Source organism: Salibacterium salarium (genome assembly GCF_030813635.1).
Taxonomy (GTDB): Bacteria; Bacillota; Bacilli; order Bacillales; family Marinococcaceae; genus Salibacterium; species Salibacterium salarium.
Genome location: NZ_JAUSUM010000001.1, coordinates 115346 through 130404, shown reverse-complemented (window position 1 = coordinate 130404; position 15059 = coordinate 115346). Strand labels below are relative to the sequence as shown.

10 protein-coding genes and 1 pseudogene are annotated in these 15059 nt (G+C 40.3%); 7 read left to right on the top strand and 4 right to left on the bottom strand.

Going from position 1 to position 15059, the window contains the following annotated elements:
* The first annotated feature begins 62 nt into the window (after nt 1-62).
* Both J2S78_RS00640 and J2S78_RS00635 read left to right on the top strand, forming a co-directional pair.
* A complete protein-coding gene (locus J2S78_RS00640) occupies nt 63-1157 on the top strand; it encodes a bifunctional glycosyltransferase family 2/GtrA family protein (protein WP_306895324.1) in 1095 nt (364 codons plus the stop codon).
* A gap of 55 nt (nt 1158-1212) precedes the next feature.
* On the top strand, nt 1213-3000 hold the full coding sequence (locus tag J2S78_RS00635; RefSeq protein ID WP_306895322.1) for a hypothetical protein: 1788 nt from the start codon (nt 1213-1215) through the stop codon (nt 2998-3000).
* 38 nt (nt 3001-3038) lie between these two features.
* Here the strand turns inward: J2S78_RS00635 and J2S78_RS00630 are convergent, their stop codons facing one another.
* Nucleotides 3039-3722 (bottom strand): TraR/DksA C4-type zinc finger protein, encoded by a 684-nt coding sequence (locus tag J2S78_RS00630; protein ID WP_306895320.1) that lies wholly within the window; start codon nt 3720-3722, stop codon nt 3039-3041.
* A gap of 90 nt (nt 3723-3812) precedes the next feature.
* Entirely contained in the window at nt 3813-4976 is a 1164-nt protein-coding gene (locus J2S78_RS00625) for a M24 family metallopeptidase (RefSeq protein ID WP_370871508.1), read from the bottom strand.
* A gap of 149 nt (nt 4977-5125) precedes the next feature.
* Here J2S78_RS00625 and eutB point away from each other — a divergent pair, with 149 nt between their 5' ends.
* Nucleotides 5126-6100: a hydroxyectoine utilization dehydratase EutB gene (gene eutB / locus J2S78_RS00620; protein ID WP_306895316.1), complete on the top strand. Its 975-nt coding sequence runs from the start codon at nt 5126-5128 to the stop codon at nt 6098-6100.
* A gap of 59 nt (nt 6101-6159) precedes the next feature.
* Here the strand turns inward: eutB and J2S78_RS00615 are convergent, their stop codons facing one another.
* Together J2S78_RS00615 and msrA are read right to left on the bottom strand one after the other, a co-directional pair.
* Complete coding sequence (locus tag J2S78_RS00615) at nt 6160-7248, bottom strand: NAD(P)/FAD-dependent oxidoreductase (RefSeq protein WP_306895314.1); 1089 nt, start codon at nt 7246-7248, stop codon at nt 6160-6162.
* A 178-nt stretch (nt 7249-7426) separates the two neighbouring features.
* Nucleotides 7427-8005: pseudogene (gene msrA, locus J2S78_RS00610) on the bottom strand (peptide-methionine (S)-S-oxide reductase MsrA); the annotation flags it as partial.
* Nucleotides 8006-8335: 330 nt separating this feature from the next.
* Here msrA and licT point away from each other — a divergent pair.
* The 4 genes from licT to J2S78_RS00590 all read left to right on the top strand — a co-directional run bounded on the left by licT (nt 8336) and on the right by J2S78_RS00590 (nt 15023).
* A complete protein-coding gene (licT, locus tag J2S78_RS00605) occupies nt 8336-9184 on the top strand; it encodes a BglG family transcription antiterminator LicT (protein WP_125560232.1) in 849 nt (282 codons plus the stop codon).
* Between the two features lie 151 nt (nt 9185-9335).
* On the top strand, nt 9336-11207 hold the full coding sequence (locus J2S78_RS00600; RefSeq protein WP_306895311.1) for a beta-glucoside-specific PTS transporter subunit IIABC: 1872 nt from the start codon (nt 9336-9338) through the stop codon (nt 11205-11207).
* Nucleotides 11208-11229: 22 nt separating this feature from the next.
* The gene (locus tag J2S78_RS00595) at nt 11230-12696 is read left to right on the top strand and encodes a glycoside hydrolase family 1 protein (protein WP_306895306.1); all 1467 of its coding nucleotides are present in this window, start codon (nt 11230-11232) and stop codon (nt 12694-12696) included.
* Nucleotides 12697-13520: 824 nt separating this feature from the next.
* The gene (locus J2S78_RS00590) at nt 13521-15023 is read left to right on the top strand and encodes a BCCT family transporter (protein ID WP_306895304.1); all 1503 of its coding nucleotides are present in this window, start codon (nt 13521-13523) and stop codon (nt 15021-15023) included.
* Nucleotides 15024-15059 lie beyond the last annotated feature (36 nt).

Below are 15059 nucleotides of genomic sequence, written 5' to 3'. Positions count from 1 at the left end.
TAAGGGGCCCACACCTAGGCGCCCCCTTTTTTATCATTCGATGGAGAGGCGATGCTTCGAATATGGCACATACATATAAACACATTTCCATTGTAATACCAGCATTTAACCCTGATTACAAACTGATAGACATGATAGAAGAACTTTCCGCAGAAGACTTCCAGGCAATTATTATTGTAAATGATGGGAGCGGTGAAGCGTACGATCCCATATTCGCCGTCGTCCGCAAATATCCTACCTGCACCGTATTAACGCATACGATAAATCAAGGAAAAGGCAAAGCTCTAAAAACAGCCTTTTCTTACTATAGTGAAAACTACCCGGACGGCACTGGTGTGATTACAGCGGATGCCGACGGACAACACACCCCAAGCGATATTAAAAAAGTAGCAGCGGAACTTGCTGAGCAACCTTCGAAGTTGATACTCGGGGTTCGCGATTTTTCAACGGAAGACATGCCGCTTCGCAGCCGTTTTGGAAACGTCTTGACCAAAGGTGTCGTAAAAGCAGCATCTGGTATGAAAATAACCGATACACAGACAGGATTACGCGGCATTTCTAAAGGATTTGCCGAACAGCTGTTGAACGTAAGTGGTGATAGATATGAATTCGAAATGAAGATGATTTTAGCTTGCAAAACGTATCATCGGGAGATTAAAGAAGTGACCATTGACACCATTTATATTGATAACAATGAGTCTTCTCATTTCAATCCTGTCATAGATTCCATCAAAATATATTATGTTTTTTTGAGGTTTTTATTTTCGTCTCTAGCGTCATTTGTAGTCGATGTAGGATTGTTCGCCTTATTTTCTACACTGCTTAAAGCTCTCATGCCGATGGGGTTTATTCTGCTTGCGACAGTCCTTGCAAGAGTCTTGTCTTCTTTGTTCAATTATTTTTTAAACAGAAATATCGTTTTTCGTTCTTATGCATACACCAAACACACACTGACTAAGTATTACACGTTAGCTGTTATACAAATGGGAGCGTCGGCAGGGGGAGTCTACATCCTTTATCACTCCATCGGTGCCCATGAAGTATGGATTAAAATCGGTGTGGATTCCTTCTTGTTTTTATTAAGCTTTTATATTCAACGTTCGTGGGTTTTCAAACAAGGCACAGCTTATGTTGTCAAAGAGGTGAAAGATCATTAATGTATTCGTAGCATTATCCCTTTTAGTTTTATCGTTTGCGGGGTTCGGTTTATTTTTGCGATTCAAATATCAATTCGCTCCCGCTATTATCCCTCTGTTTCTCTTTTCAAGTATTGCTGTCCTTTTATTCCTTGCCGGCCTGTTAAACATCCTTCAAGAAACAGCTTACAGCATTTTCATAGCCGGATTTTTATTTTTAATCTATGTCGTGGTGACCTATTCCCAAAAACGGTGGGCCCATATCTTATCGCCGGCTGCTATATTTTTTACGGCGGCCTGCGTTTGTTTTATCTTCTTATTGAAAGATTTTATTTTTATTCATTTCGATAATTTCAGCCATTGGGGAATTATTGTAAAAGAACTGTTTCAGTCCAACAGCCTGCCGGATGAATCGACCATTATTACCTACACCTCCTATCCTCCGGGCTCAGCTTTATTCATCTACTACATCGTGACTATTACAGGTTTTTCGGAAAGCATGGCATTAATCTCACAAGCTATTCTCATTGCTGGTGCCCTTTCTTCCATCTTTATCTTCTGTTCTTGGAAAAATCCATTCTATCTTGTGGGATTTCTATTCATTCCTGCCATATTACTGTTTGTAAACAGTAGAAGTTTCTACACATTGCTAGTAGATCCATTGTTGGCCTATTTATCCATAGCTATTATCGTTATTGCCTACTATTACCGGGATGACTGGAAACGAATGACGATTACCATTCTGCCGGTATTATCACTTTTGGTTTTAACAAAGGACAGCGGAAAAATATTTTTGACATTTTGTTTCCTTTGGATTATCGGTCTGTTCGTTCGTTTGATTAAAAAAAACTCATTATCTACACAACAAAAGCTTTATACCCTGGGATATACAGCAGGGTCTACGATACTCGTCCCCCTCTTCATCCATTTACTTTGGTCCCGGTATGTTGATAATGCTTATTCATCAGAGAATCAATTAAGCAAGTTTTCCATCACGAAAGATACGCTTATGGATATCAATAAATCCCAAGAAGTTATCGCAACACTGCTTCCTAACGTATGGGATGCTGCGTTCGATATCTCATCCAATATGTTTCAGGGTATGCTGATTGCCAATGCCATAGCTGTCAGCTCGATCGTCGTCATACTCTATTTATACAAAAAAACGCCCCAAACTCTAATGTTTGCGACCATTTTTGTAAATGTTTTTTATGTCTTGTATATTGCATTATTGTACTTGCTGTATTTGTATTTAATGCCTGAAGGGGAAGCCGAAAATTTAGCAGGATTCACCCGTTATCAATCGTCAGCTGCTATCTTTTTCATCGGGATTTTAATTACCTTTGTATTAAAAGAGTGGATGGATAAACAGAACTCATATTCTTATCTGTGGCTTCCAAAACTAGCAGTCGTGGTAATCTGTTTGTCCGTCATGACTCCGTTTTTAGATGACGGCCGCTCCTTTTTCACCCATGGCTATGCCAATACAGACTTACGGCCAACGGCTTCCAATCTCCTAACTGAGTTGCGACAACAAGAGAATATTTCTCCAAATACCCGTATCACACTCCTCAACGATATTGGCGAGTCTGACCACGGTTTTTTGCGGCACTTGATGCGATATGAACGTATGACAGCAAACACCTTTGTCCATACCATGTGTACGTCAGCAAAAGAAAAGGAAAGCTTAATCGAGGACATCCATAAATCCCGTTATCTCATGGTTATCAAGATTACTTCAGAAATGGAAATGTGCCTGACAGAAAACAGTAGTGTGGAAAACATCGAACCCGGGCTATATCATATAGAAGATGGTGTGATCGCATCAAAACCAATACATTATAAAAACCAGCCAAACCAATAGGATGGCTCAACTGGTCTTTACATTCTTAGACAGCATCACTATCTTCTTAAATACACATTAGAGAAATCAACGTCGTGGTCAAAATCGATAGGATTTCCTTCACTATCCGTCATTGAAAATCCATCAATCATGTCCTCTTCTCCTGTCTCGCTATCCGCGTCCCCAAACATACCTTCATAAAATTCAGAAGGGTTATAGGTATCTTGCGGGGTGTCGGAGGATCCATATGCTGCCGTTTGCTCCCACGTTTCTTCGGCATCAAATCGATCATTTTCAACGCCCTCCGTTGTCGTATTGGTGAACCCGCCTTTTCCAGGAATTAATCTGTCTTCTTCTACCGGGCGGTCGTCCCATCTCGGTTCATCATACGAATGACGAACGCATTCAAGAGCAGTTGGCTCTGCTTTCAATCGTTCAATCGGAATATCGGCGCCGCATTTTCTGCACGTCCCATACGTTCCTTCATCGATTGCCTCCAGTGCCTTTTGAATCCGAATTTCTTCCCGGTCTGTGTGCTGCTCGAGCGCTAAGTCTTTTTCCCGTTCATACAATCCCGTAGCTTGATCAGCTGGGTGATTATCATAATTGGATAACTCCCCGATGGACTCTTGTGCAAATTCTACATCCATTTCACCATGTTCGGTTTGTCTATGCTGTAATTCATGTAATCGATCATTTAATCGTTTTTTTATATCTTGAAAAAATGAATTAGTTTTCACCATTCTCTCCCCTTTATCTCCTTTTGAGAATTAGTATGCTCTTAAACCAATTCATTTTTTCGGGAATTTTTCTGGAAAAAAGCAAAAGAACGACTATGAATAAGAACACTGTGGAAAATTACTGAGAAGCTCACAGCCATTTGCGGTAACAACAAAACTTTCGCTTATTTCTACACCTAATTCTTCCAGCCAAATGCCGGGAATGAGATGAAATGTCATATTTGGTTTCAATATTGTTTTATCTGCGGGACGCAAAGAGGCTGTATGCTCTCCCCAATCAGGCGGGTAATTCACTCCAATGGAGTAGCCTATTCGCGAGTCTTTACAATATCCATGTCGGGCAATTGTGTCCTGCCATATTTGTTCAATGTCTTCACATTTTATCCCCGGTTTGACTTGATGTAACACAGCTTCTATACCTTCCATCACAGCTTCAGACAAATTTTTAAATACAGTATTAGGTTTGCCGGCGGTAATCGTTCGCGCTAGTGGTGCATGGTACCTTCCATAGCAACCTGCTAATTCTATAATAACCGGATCTCCTGATTTTATTTTTTCATCCGTCCATGTAATATGAGGAGCATACGTGAGGACTCCCGTTGGAAGTAGTGGAACAATCGCCGGATAATCTCCTCCGAATTCTGCCGTGCCACTAAGTTGAGCATGAGAAATAGCAGCCGCCACATCGCACACTCTTGCTCCTTCTTTCACGGCATCATAGCCCGCTTGCATGGCTACTTCTGCAATGTTTCCAGCTTTTTTCATATACGTTATTTCTTTGTCTGATTTAACCATACGAACTTCATTGACAAGCAGATGTGCGTCTTCGAACGTCATCTGGTGACAGCCTGATTCTAAACATTGCAGCGCCCGGGGCGAAAAATAATAAGCCTCCATTTCTACACCGGCTCGTTTTTCTTTCTTTTTATGCTGATTAATCCAAGCAGCGAGAACGTCCATCGGATGCTTCACTTTAGAATGAACATATTCATCTCCATAAGAAAGCAGATGACACGGAGAAAGCCATGATGTGGCACGAGCCCCGTTTACGTCTTGAGCGCGCCCAAACCAATACGGCTCTTCTTCTTCAAGAAAGACAACGACCATTTGCGGTACATAAAACGACCAGCCATCATAACCGGTCAAATAATTCATATTCGCAGGGTCACTGATAAATAGAACGTCAATCCCCTTTTGATTCATTTTTTTCTTCACATGTCGTAGCCGTTCCATATATTCTTTTTTTGAAAACATCATTAATGACCGCATGTCGTAACGCCCCCTCTGTTTTTCCTCAAAACAAACACCGTTACCCGACAAAATACGATAGACATTTGCTTATTATTCACTTTATTCTTAGAAGAGAGCGATTCATGACTATAAAAAATTTTTGTGGAGGGATTGCTATGAGAAAAGTGAGTGTTCGCGACATATGGCTGGCTAGAAAAAGAATACAGAACAGCTTACCACGTACCCCTCTCGTCTACTCTACTGCTCTAAGTAAACAAACCGGAGTACCCGTTTATTTAAAATTGGAACAACTGCTTGCAACCGGTGCGTTTAAATTACGAGGAGCGACAAATATGATTGCATCCCTTTCCTCAGACAACCAAAAACGAGGGGTGATTACATTTTCTACAGGAAATCACGGATTTGCCGTAGCCTATGCAGCGGCAAAACTCGGTATACGAGCTGTCGTTTGTGTATCAGAAACCGTACCTTCCGCTAAAATTAAAGCATTACGGGAAAGTGGGGCAGAACTTCATATCGAAGGAAAAAGTCAAGATGAAGCTGCACAAATCTGCTTGCGTCTTCAACAAGAAGAAGGATATGTCCTGATTCCTCCATTCGACCACCCGGACATTATTGCAGGGCAAGGAACCATTGGACTCGAAGTGCTAGAAGAATTACCGGAAGTCGATACGTTACTCACCGGTTTATCTGGAGGGGGGCTGCTCTCTGGAATCGGCCTTATGTTAAAAGAGACAGACCCTGCGATTAAGGTCATCGGAGTATCTGTTGAAAAAGGAGCGGTGATGGACGATAGTATTAAAGCTGGGAGACCGGTAGAAGCACCTGAACCTCCCAGCATTGCGGATAGTTTACTTGGAGGGATTGGTACGGAAAACCACTATACACTTCCTCTAATTACCCGCTGCGTTGATCAACGTCTGCAACTACCCGAAAAGTCCATTGCACGAGGAATGGCATTTTTATACGAAAACCATCGTCTTGTCGTGGAAGGTGCTGCTGCAGTAGGTGTCGGTGCCTTACTCGATGGTTCCGTGCAGCCAACAGGGCCCATTGTTGTAGTCGTGACAGGGAACAGTATTGATGTGCAAACCCATCACCACGTTGTTTCTCCTTATCTTTCATCCTAAATGCGTTCACCATACGTAACGGGCTTATCCTATCTGATAAAGCCCGTTTTCTCGTTACTTTATGACTTATTAAATTGCTTCATAAAGTTTTTATCCATTTGTGTTTTCCATTTCCATGCCCGTCTGCTGATGGAGTGCTTGTCTCCGTTAAGATACAAGCCCTGCTTCAACCCAAGATTCAGTACAGCACCATGTTTCTTTTTAGGCTGGAATCGTTTCAGTCTTTGTTTATTCTTCAATACACGAATTATGTTCTCTTCTAGTATTTCGCCTTGTCGAATGACATCATCTTTTCTCAATACAGGATATTCCTCTATTGTTACACAATCACCACTGCCAAAAATCGCCGGGTCCCCCAACGATTGGAGCGTAGAAGAGACGAGAAGATAGCCTTTTTCATCAACTGGTAAATTCGCATAATCAAACAGAAGAGTCGGCTCGTTCCCTTCTGCCCACAAGACTTCACCGTAAGAAATCATCTCGTTCCCGGCATGAATAATTTGTGCATCCAATGAATCAACCGGTGTATTCTCATAAATCAAGATTTTTCGTTCATCCAACAGATTCCGCACCTGCTCACGCACATCTTGTTTTTCATTTGGCAAAATCGATGTCGCACTAACTAACGTTACAGGTGTTTTCATATCGTGTTTTTGGCGCCAGACTTGTAAGGATAAAGCAAGTTCAACACCAGAAAACCCTCCCCCGACAATAACCGGATATTCGGTGCGCTGCAATTTATCTGCAGTTGTCGGAAACTCATTGTGCGGCTTTACAAACAGCGCATGTTCCCGTACTCCTTGCACACTGCCTCCTGCATGGCGTGAACCAATATCAGCGGACAGCAAATCATATTGAATCGATTTTCCGCTTTCTGTCAAAACGATATTCCTATTCTTATCAATCGCCGTTATTTTTTCTTCAATGAATCTTCCACCATGTTGCTGACAGAATGCTTTGATATCAATCCGTATGTCTTCGAGACTGTATTTTCCTTCGATATAACCGGAGAACATCTCAGAATAATAGTGGTATCTCGAAGGAGAAACAAGTGTCCATTCTACATGATTTGGTGCTCTTTTTTTCCAATTTTTTAAGACAGATAAGTTGGTTTGCCCCGCTCCAACAAATAAGACGTGTTGACTCAATGTAAATAGCCTCCTTTATTTCTAACGAAACCTTCTAATATGTATCTACGATTTCTTCTATAACTATTTCTTCCTCATTTTCTAAAGTGACAAACATCTTTTTATAGTCGTACATACAAAACATACAAATATCCTGATGGAACAGTCACATTTCCACCAGGATATAAGAATTGGGTTTTTACCAGCGAAGAGAGTTGAGAACATCAAAAGTCTCTTTTTCTTCCTTTTCGCTCCAACCCCATTTACTTATTTCATTTTTCAATGCTTCCATAGAACCGCGCCCTCGCACAAAACCGTTTAACCTTGCCACAACAGTCGCATCTCTTAGCTTTTTTTCGGTTGGGTACAAGGTATGCAACGCAGCGGTTACTTTTTTAAACCGTTTCAGGAAATACTTTTGATGATAATCTTCGGCAGGATAAAATGCTGCATCCGGAACAAATTCTGTTTGTATTTTCTTTCCTAGTGTTTCTTCCCACTTTCGTTTCGATGCTAAAGCCATCTGTTTCTGAGAATCATCATGATACATAAGAAGTGACATATATTGCCGATCGCGGAAAATAATTTTACTCGTAGGATTATGACTTTCCCAAAATATATCCAATAATTCTTCATAGGTGATTATTTCTGGATCAAAATCTATTTGAATCGTCTCGGTATGATCGCCCATGTTCCGATACGTTGGATTGCTTTTTTTACCGCCTGTGTAACCAACACGAGTACGCACAACGCCTTGTAACTGCCCAAACTGAGCATCTGGCCCCCAGAATCATCCTAAGCCAAAGGTTGCCGTCTCCGTGCCCATGTTCATCGAACCGATATTTCGTTCCATCTTTTACTCCTCCTCTTTAAAATCTTTCCTTCAGTGTAGAGTAGAACTAATTTTTTCGCAAAATTATTCAATTTTATTGACAGGACTATAGGCATGTGATAAAAATATAAATAACCGCTTACAAAAATAATTCTTAGGATTGTAACTGTTTAGCAGGCAAAACCTAAATTTTTTCATGATACCTGTATGGTTTTTATGAGGAAGTTTAGGTTTTTTTATTTTCCAGAATCTAAAAAGAGGACAAGGACGATTTTTATGGAGATTAAAAAGATATTTAATAACAATGTCATCTTAACGGAAAATGATCAGCAACAGGAAATGGTTGTCATGGGCAGAGGGCTTGCGTTTCAACAACGACCTGGGGATGTGGTTGATGATGCAAAAGTGGAAAAAACATTTATTCTGGAAAATCATGCCGTTTCTGAAAAGTTAGCTGAGTTACTAAAAGAAATTCCAGAACAATATCTTGTTATTTCTGAACGTATCATTTCCATGGCAAAACAAGAACTGGGTGTCAAGCTCGATGACTATCTTTATATCGCACTCACCGACCATTTAGGGTTTGCGCTTCATCGTCATAAGCAAGGCTTACAGTTACAAAATGCCCTATCCTGGGAGATTAAAAAGTATTACCGCAATGAATTTAACGTATCCTTGAAAGCGCTTGATATTATTTATGAAGAAACAGGCTATGCGTTGGAAGAAGATGAAGCGGCCTCCATCACCCTGCATCTTGTCAATAGTCAAATGTCTGGTGAGAAATTCGAATCCATTGTTCAAGTCGTTAACATTGTGAATGATCTTCTCAGCATTGTGAAGTACCATTTTCACATGGAGTTGGATGAGAATTCATTGAACTATGAGCGGTTTTTGACCCATCTCCGCTTCTTTGCCTGGCGTTTAATTAGAAACGAGTCGACAAGCTATGAAACAGGAGATGACTTTCTATTTAATCAAGTAAAAGAGCAATATCATGAAGCATATGTTTGTAGTCAAAAAATGGCGGCTTACGTAGAAAAAACGTATGATTGGACCATTTCTAAAGACGAAATGATATATCTTACTGTTCATATTCACCGGGTTGCGGCCCGGGCAATGGAATAATAGGTCAATCATTGGGATTGTAACTGGGTAGCAGGCAAAACCTGAGTTGAACTAGATGTGGAAAGAGGGATATCCCTTTTTCTGCACTAAGTCAGCTCAGGTTTTTTATATATAACAGCCTTAATATTATATCGAAAGGGGTAGGATAAAGATGAAAAAAGATTTTTCGAATCTCGCCAATGAGATAATCGAGCACGTTGGCGGAGAGGATAATGTACAATCTGTCGTCCACTGTGCAACGAGGCTCCGCTTCAAATTAAATGATCGAGATCAAGCGGACAAACAAGCTGTCGATGACCTTGATGGTGTCATTCAAGTCGTAGAAAGCGGAGGTCAGTTTCAAGTCGTTATCGGTAATGATGTCGCCGACGTCTACCGAGAAATCACAAAGTCAACCAGTTTAGGAGACGAAGATGGCGGTGAAAATAATGATAACGGCGGTGATAAAGGCAATTTATTTAACCGTGCGATTGATATCATTGCAGCAATTTTCACTCCATTACTAGGTGCTCTCGCCGGTGCTGGTATATTTAAAGGGCTTATCGCCGTATTTGAATCAACTGGATTGCTTGTACCTGAAAGTGGCACATATCAAATTTTAAATGCTGCTTCTGACAGTCTGTTTTACTTTTTACCTATATTGCTTGCCATCACATCAGCAAGGAAATTCGGTGCCGATCCTTATGTTGCAGTAGTTATAGCCGGGGCCCTCTTTTACCCTGATCTTGTAACGTTTGGTGAAGAGCAAGGAACAACCGACTTTTTTGGAATTCCAGTCATTTTGACGGATTATTCAACAACCGTTATTCCAATCATTCTGTCTGTTTATGTGATGTCGAAGTTTCAAGCTGGCTTAAATAATTGGCTACACTCCAGTATTAAAATGTTTTTCACCCCACTTATTTTGTTAGTGGTTATGGTTCCGTTAACTCTTATCGTGTTCGGTCCTGTTGGCACTGTAGTCAGTGGCTGGTTAGCAGATGGATATTCTTTCATCTATGACGGAAGTCCAATGATAGCCGGTATCTTTATGGGTGTATTTTGGCAACCATTAGTTATTTTTGGACTACATTGGGGATTCGTTCCAATTGGGATTAATAACCTTACTATACATGGTGTCGATACTTTTTCTGCTATTATTGCACCAGCTGTTTTTGCTCAAGCGGGATCTGCCCTTGGAGTTTGGTTAAAATCAAGACAAACAAAAGTGAAAGCTATCGCTGGCCCAGCAACTATTTCCGGTCTATTCGGGATAACAGAACCCGCCATTTACGGGGTGACCTTGCGTTATAAAAAACCATTTATATTAGGTGCAGTTGCCGGTGGTATCGGTGGTGCCATTGTAGGTCTATCAGGTGCTTCAGCACTAGCTGTCGCTCTTCCAGGACTAACAACATTACCGGTTTACTTTGGCGAAGGTTTTACATTATTCTGCATCGCTATTGCGATTTCTTTCTTCTTGGCAGCTATTTTAACGTTCCTATTTGGTTATAAGGACGAACAAGAAAACGAAACGTCATCTCCATCGGAACCAACTGCTAAATCAACAAATACGACTGTAACGGAAAGCCAACAAACGTTAACAAGCCCATTGCAAGGAGCTATCATTCCGTTGAGTGAAGTGAACGATGCAGCATTTGCTTCTGAAGCTTTGGGTAAAGGAGTTGCAATGATTCCAACAGAAGGTAAACTGTTTGCTCCTGCTGATGGAACCGTTAGTACCGTATTCCCTACTAAACATGCTATTGGAGTTACAACAGATGGTGAAGCCGAAATACTACTCCATATTGGCTTGAATACGGTACAATTGGATGGAAAGTTTTTCACCACATACGTGGACCAAGGAGATAAAGTCGAGAAAGGACAATTGCTGGTAGAATTTGATATAAAAGGGATTAAAGACGCTGGCTATGACATTTCAACACCTGTTGTTGTTACAAATACCGGAGACTATCTTGATATCCTTAGCAGCAATGACGGTAACGTACAAGTAGGCGATTCGATTATTTCTATTGTGCAATAATAATAAAGGAGAGTGAATGTTAATGACATTTCAAGCTAAATTCCCACAAGGATTTTTATGGGGAGGGGCTACTTCTGCCAACCAGGTAGAAGGAGCTTACAACCTGGGAGGAAAAGGACTTTCTACCGCAGATGTCGTAGAATTCGTAGAACCGGAAGATAGGACGAGCATGAAAATTCCTTTTCCGAGTATTGATGAGATTAACAATATATTAAAGACAGACGAAAACCGCGTATTTCCAAAACGTTTCGGGATTGACTTTTATCACAATTACAAGGAAGACATTGCGTTATTAAAAGAACTTGGATTTAAGACATTCCGGATTTCTATCGGTTGGGCTCGTATCTTTCCGAATGGTACAGAAACAGAACCAAATGAAGAAGGGCTTGCTTTTTACGATCGTGTCTTTGATGAAATGAAAAAACATGGAATCGAGCCGCTTGTAACTCTTTCTCACTATGAAATTCCATTGCATCTCTCTAAAGAATACGGCGGCTTTTACAGTCGTGAAGTAGTGGACTATTTTGCTCATTATGCCAAAACCGTTTTCCATCGGTATAAGGACAAAGTGAAATATTGGATTACATTTAATGAAATTAATTCTTTGCTCATGGCTCCTTACATTGGAACGGGTCTTGTTCAAGACTTCGTTCCAGAAGGAAAGTTACTCGAAGCTAAATATCAAACGGCACATCACCAGCTCGTTGCGAATGCGAAAGCTATTAAAGCTTGTCACGAAATCATTCCGGACGCACAAATTGGCTGCATGGTTATCGGTATGATTAACTATCCAATGAGTCCGCATCCCGAAGATGCATTCGCTGCACATCAGGATATGCATAAAACCTTTTTCTTTACAGATGTTTTCACCCGTGGAGCTTATCCATCCTACATGAAGCGTTTCTTTGCAGAAAATAATATTCACGTAAACATGGAAATTGGTGATGAAAAATTATTGCGGGATAACACTGTAGATTACATTCCTTTCAGCTATTACATGTCTGGGGTATCCGCACGGCCGGAACAAGGTGGAGAAAAAGCCGGCGGAAATCTATTGTCTAACTTAAAAAATCCTTATTTAGAAGCATCAGACTGGGGTTGGCAAATTGACCCTGTCGGCCTCCGTACGTTGCTTAATATGTTCCATGAACGTTATGAAAAACCATTATTTATTGTCGAGAACGGACTTGGCGCTTTTGATAAAGTCGAAGAAGATGGAAGTGTCCATGATCCATATCGTATGGATTATTTACGTAGCCACATTGAACAAATGAAAGAAGCAATTGGAGACGGCGTTGACTTATGGGGATACACTACATGGGGACCGATAGACCTTGTTAGCTTCTCCACTTCCGAAATGTCCAAACGCTATGGTTTTATCTACGTCGATCAAGACGATTATGGTAATGGCAGTTTAAAACGTTCAAAAAAAGACAGTTTCTACTGGTACCAAAAAGTGATTGCATCGAATGGAGAAGACTTAGCATAAAATGAGTGTTTATACTGTACATCTGTAACTTCAAGAGAACCGGTTCTTTCCGGTTCTCTTATTTTGTAGGCTGGAGAGAAAAGTCGTCACCCCCTTCAAAAGCAGAGATTGTGGAAGTGGAGAGAATCCACGCTGAGTGACCTGCAGCTCATACGATTAAAAATGTTTCACGTGAAACATTATAAAATGCAATAGAATTCCGTCTCAAGACGAAAGAATCAGTAACATATCCCCTCTCCCCCTTACTCTTTGTACCCTCATTATTTAAATATATTAAATATATTTTTCTTTTAACAAAGACCTCATCCGTGCTTGCACATACATACATTTTTGCTAAATATACACCCTAAAACAAAACTTATTTAGAAATAAATTAATTTTTTTAAATAGTTTAATATCCTTCCATAAGCGTTTTACAGCATTCTTTTACTTGTATTCACTCTTTACGGGTGTTGAAAAATTTAATGATTATTATTACTATGTAAACTATTGGTTTTACAAACTACATAAAACAAAACCAAAAAGAAAGGATGTTTATCTTTTAAAATCCCCCATTGAAACATATAGGGAAATATTGAACGTTAAGAAACTTCTGCATTATCTCAACTACGTTAGCACTTCGAGTGGCTATGCAAACGTTCGTATCTCCTATAATTCCGAAACGCGTTTTTGACCGGCGCTCAAAACGTGCACATATGCAATGAAAGTTAGGTTGACCCATAACCAATAAATTTCAAACAAAACATACAAAGCGCCATCATTTCTACATTTTTAGATAAAAACCAAAAGTAGTTTATTTTTAACAGAAGTAAAGAGGTGAAAATGTGAAAAATGTAACTTATGTATTTTGGATTTCTATCGCCATCTGTGCAGTCCTAGTCATATGGGGCGCTACATCTCCTGAACAATTAGAATCTACCACGAATTTTTTGACATCAACATTTTCTTCCACATTTGGGTGGTATTATTTAATTATCGTTGTTTTTATGCTAGTTTTTTGTGTTTATATGATTTTTTCTCCTTACGGTAATATTAAATTAGGAAAATCAGATGCACAGCCAGAATTTAGTCTGCCTACCTGGTTTGCGATGCTGTTTAGTGCCGGGATGGGGATGGGAATGGTTTTCTGGACAACGGCGGAACCCATCTCTCACGCGTTCAAAAGTAGTCCTGAAGCGGAACTTGGTTCAGATCAAGCAATTCAGGAATCTTTACAGTATTCTTTCTTTCACTGGGGTATTCACGCTTGGGCTGTTTACGCTGTAGTAGCCCTTGTTCTAGCTTATTTTAAATTTCATAGAGGCTATCCAGGGTTAATTAGTTCAACCCTTGTACCCTTATTCGGCGAAAAAAGTATGCGCGGTATTCCGGGAACTCTCATCGATTCTCTTGCTGTGTTTGCAACCGTCGTTGGGGTAGCATCAACACTTGGATTCGGTACCGCACAAATCAATGAAGGACTGGCCTTCCTTTTCAATACCCCAAATACCTTCGTCGTTCAAGTAATTATATTAGTCGTAGCGACGATATTGTTTATTATTTCTGCTTGGTCTGGTGTGAGTAAAGGGATTAAACATCTTAGTAATATTAACATGTGGTTGGCTTTTATTTTATTAATCACTTTATTAATTGTAGGTCCCACGATTTACATCTTGGACATGTTTACAAGCACAACCGGAAATTATATTTCTAACTTTTTCAATATGAGCTTCCGAAGTGCCCCTTTAGATAACGATAGCCGTACATGGATTAATGGTTGGACTATCTTTTATTGGGCTTGGTGGATTTCTTGGTCCCCATTTGTCGGAATCTTTATTGCCAGAATTTCAAAAGGGCGTACGATAAAAGAATTTATGCTTGGCGTTCTGTTTGTACCATCTGTCATCTGTTTTATTTTCTTTGCGGTATTTGGTGTATCTGCCCTCAATTTAGAACAGAACGGAATTGCAACAATATCAGATTATCCAATGGAAACGGCAACCTTCGCTGTTTTGCAAGAGTATCCGTTAGGATTCATCATGTCACTCATGACCATTGTCGTGATCGCTATCTTTTTCATCACTTCTGCCGACTCAGCGACCTTTGTTCTTGGCATGTTAACTACAGCTGGATCTATTAATCCTTCCGGTATCGTAAAAATCAGTTGGGGTGTAGCTCTTTCTCTTGTAGCAGCCGCCGTTATGTATTATGGCGGAACACAAGGCCTACAAAACACCTTGATTATAGCGGCATTACCATTCTCGATTGTTGTACTTCTAATGGGTGCCTCCTTCTTTAAAACGGTAAGAGACGAAAGAGCGCGAAATAAACGAAAATCAACATCTTAATAAAAAATGCTTCACGCTAAAACTAATAGGCGTGAA

Excerpts from the sequence above, each read along its gene's own strand:
- J2S78_RS00630 (WP_306895320.1), bottom strand. The coding sequence starts at position 3,722 with ATGGTGAAAACTAATTCATTTTTTCAAGATATAAAAAAACGATTAAAT.
- licT (WP_125560232.1), top strand. The coding sequence starts at position 8,336 with ATGGAGATTAAAAAGATATTTAATAACAATGTCATCTTAACGGAAAAT.
- J2S78_RS00600 (WP_306895311.1), top strand. The coding sequence starts at position 9,336 with ATGAAAAAAGATTTTTCGAATCTCGCCAATGAGATAATCGAGCACGTT.
- J2S78_RS00595 (WP_306895306.1), top strand. The coding sequence starts at position 11,230 with ATGACATTTCAAGCTAAATTCCCACAAGGATTTTTATGGGGAGGGGCT.
- eutB (WP_306895316.1), top strand. The coding sequence starts at position 5,126 with ATGAGAAAAGTGAGTGTTCGCGACATATGGCTGGCTAGAAAAAGAATA.
- J2S78_RS00625 (WP_370871508.1), bottom strand. The coding sequence starts at position 4,976 with ATGATGTTTTCAAAAAAAGAATATATGGAACGGCTACGACATGTGAAG.
- J2S78_RS00640 (WP_306895324.1), top strand. The coding sequence starts at position 63 with ATGGCACATACATATAAACACATTTCCATTGTAATACCAGCATTTAAC.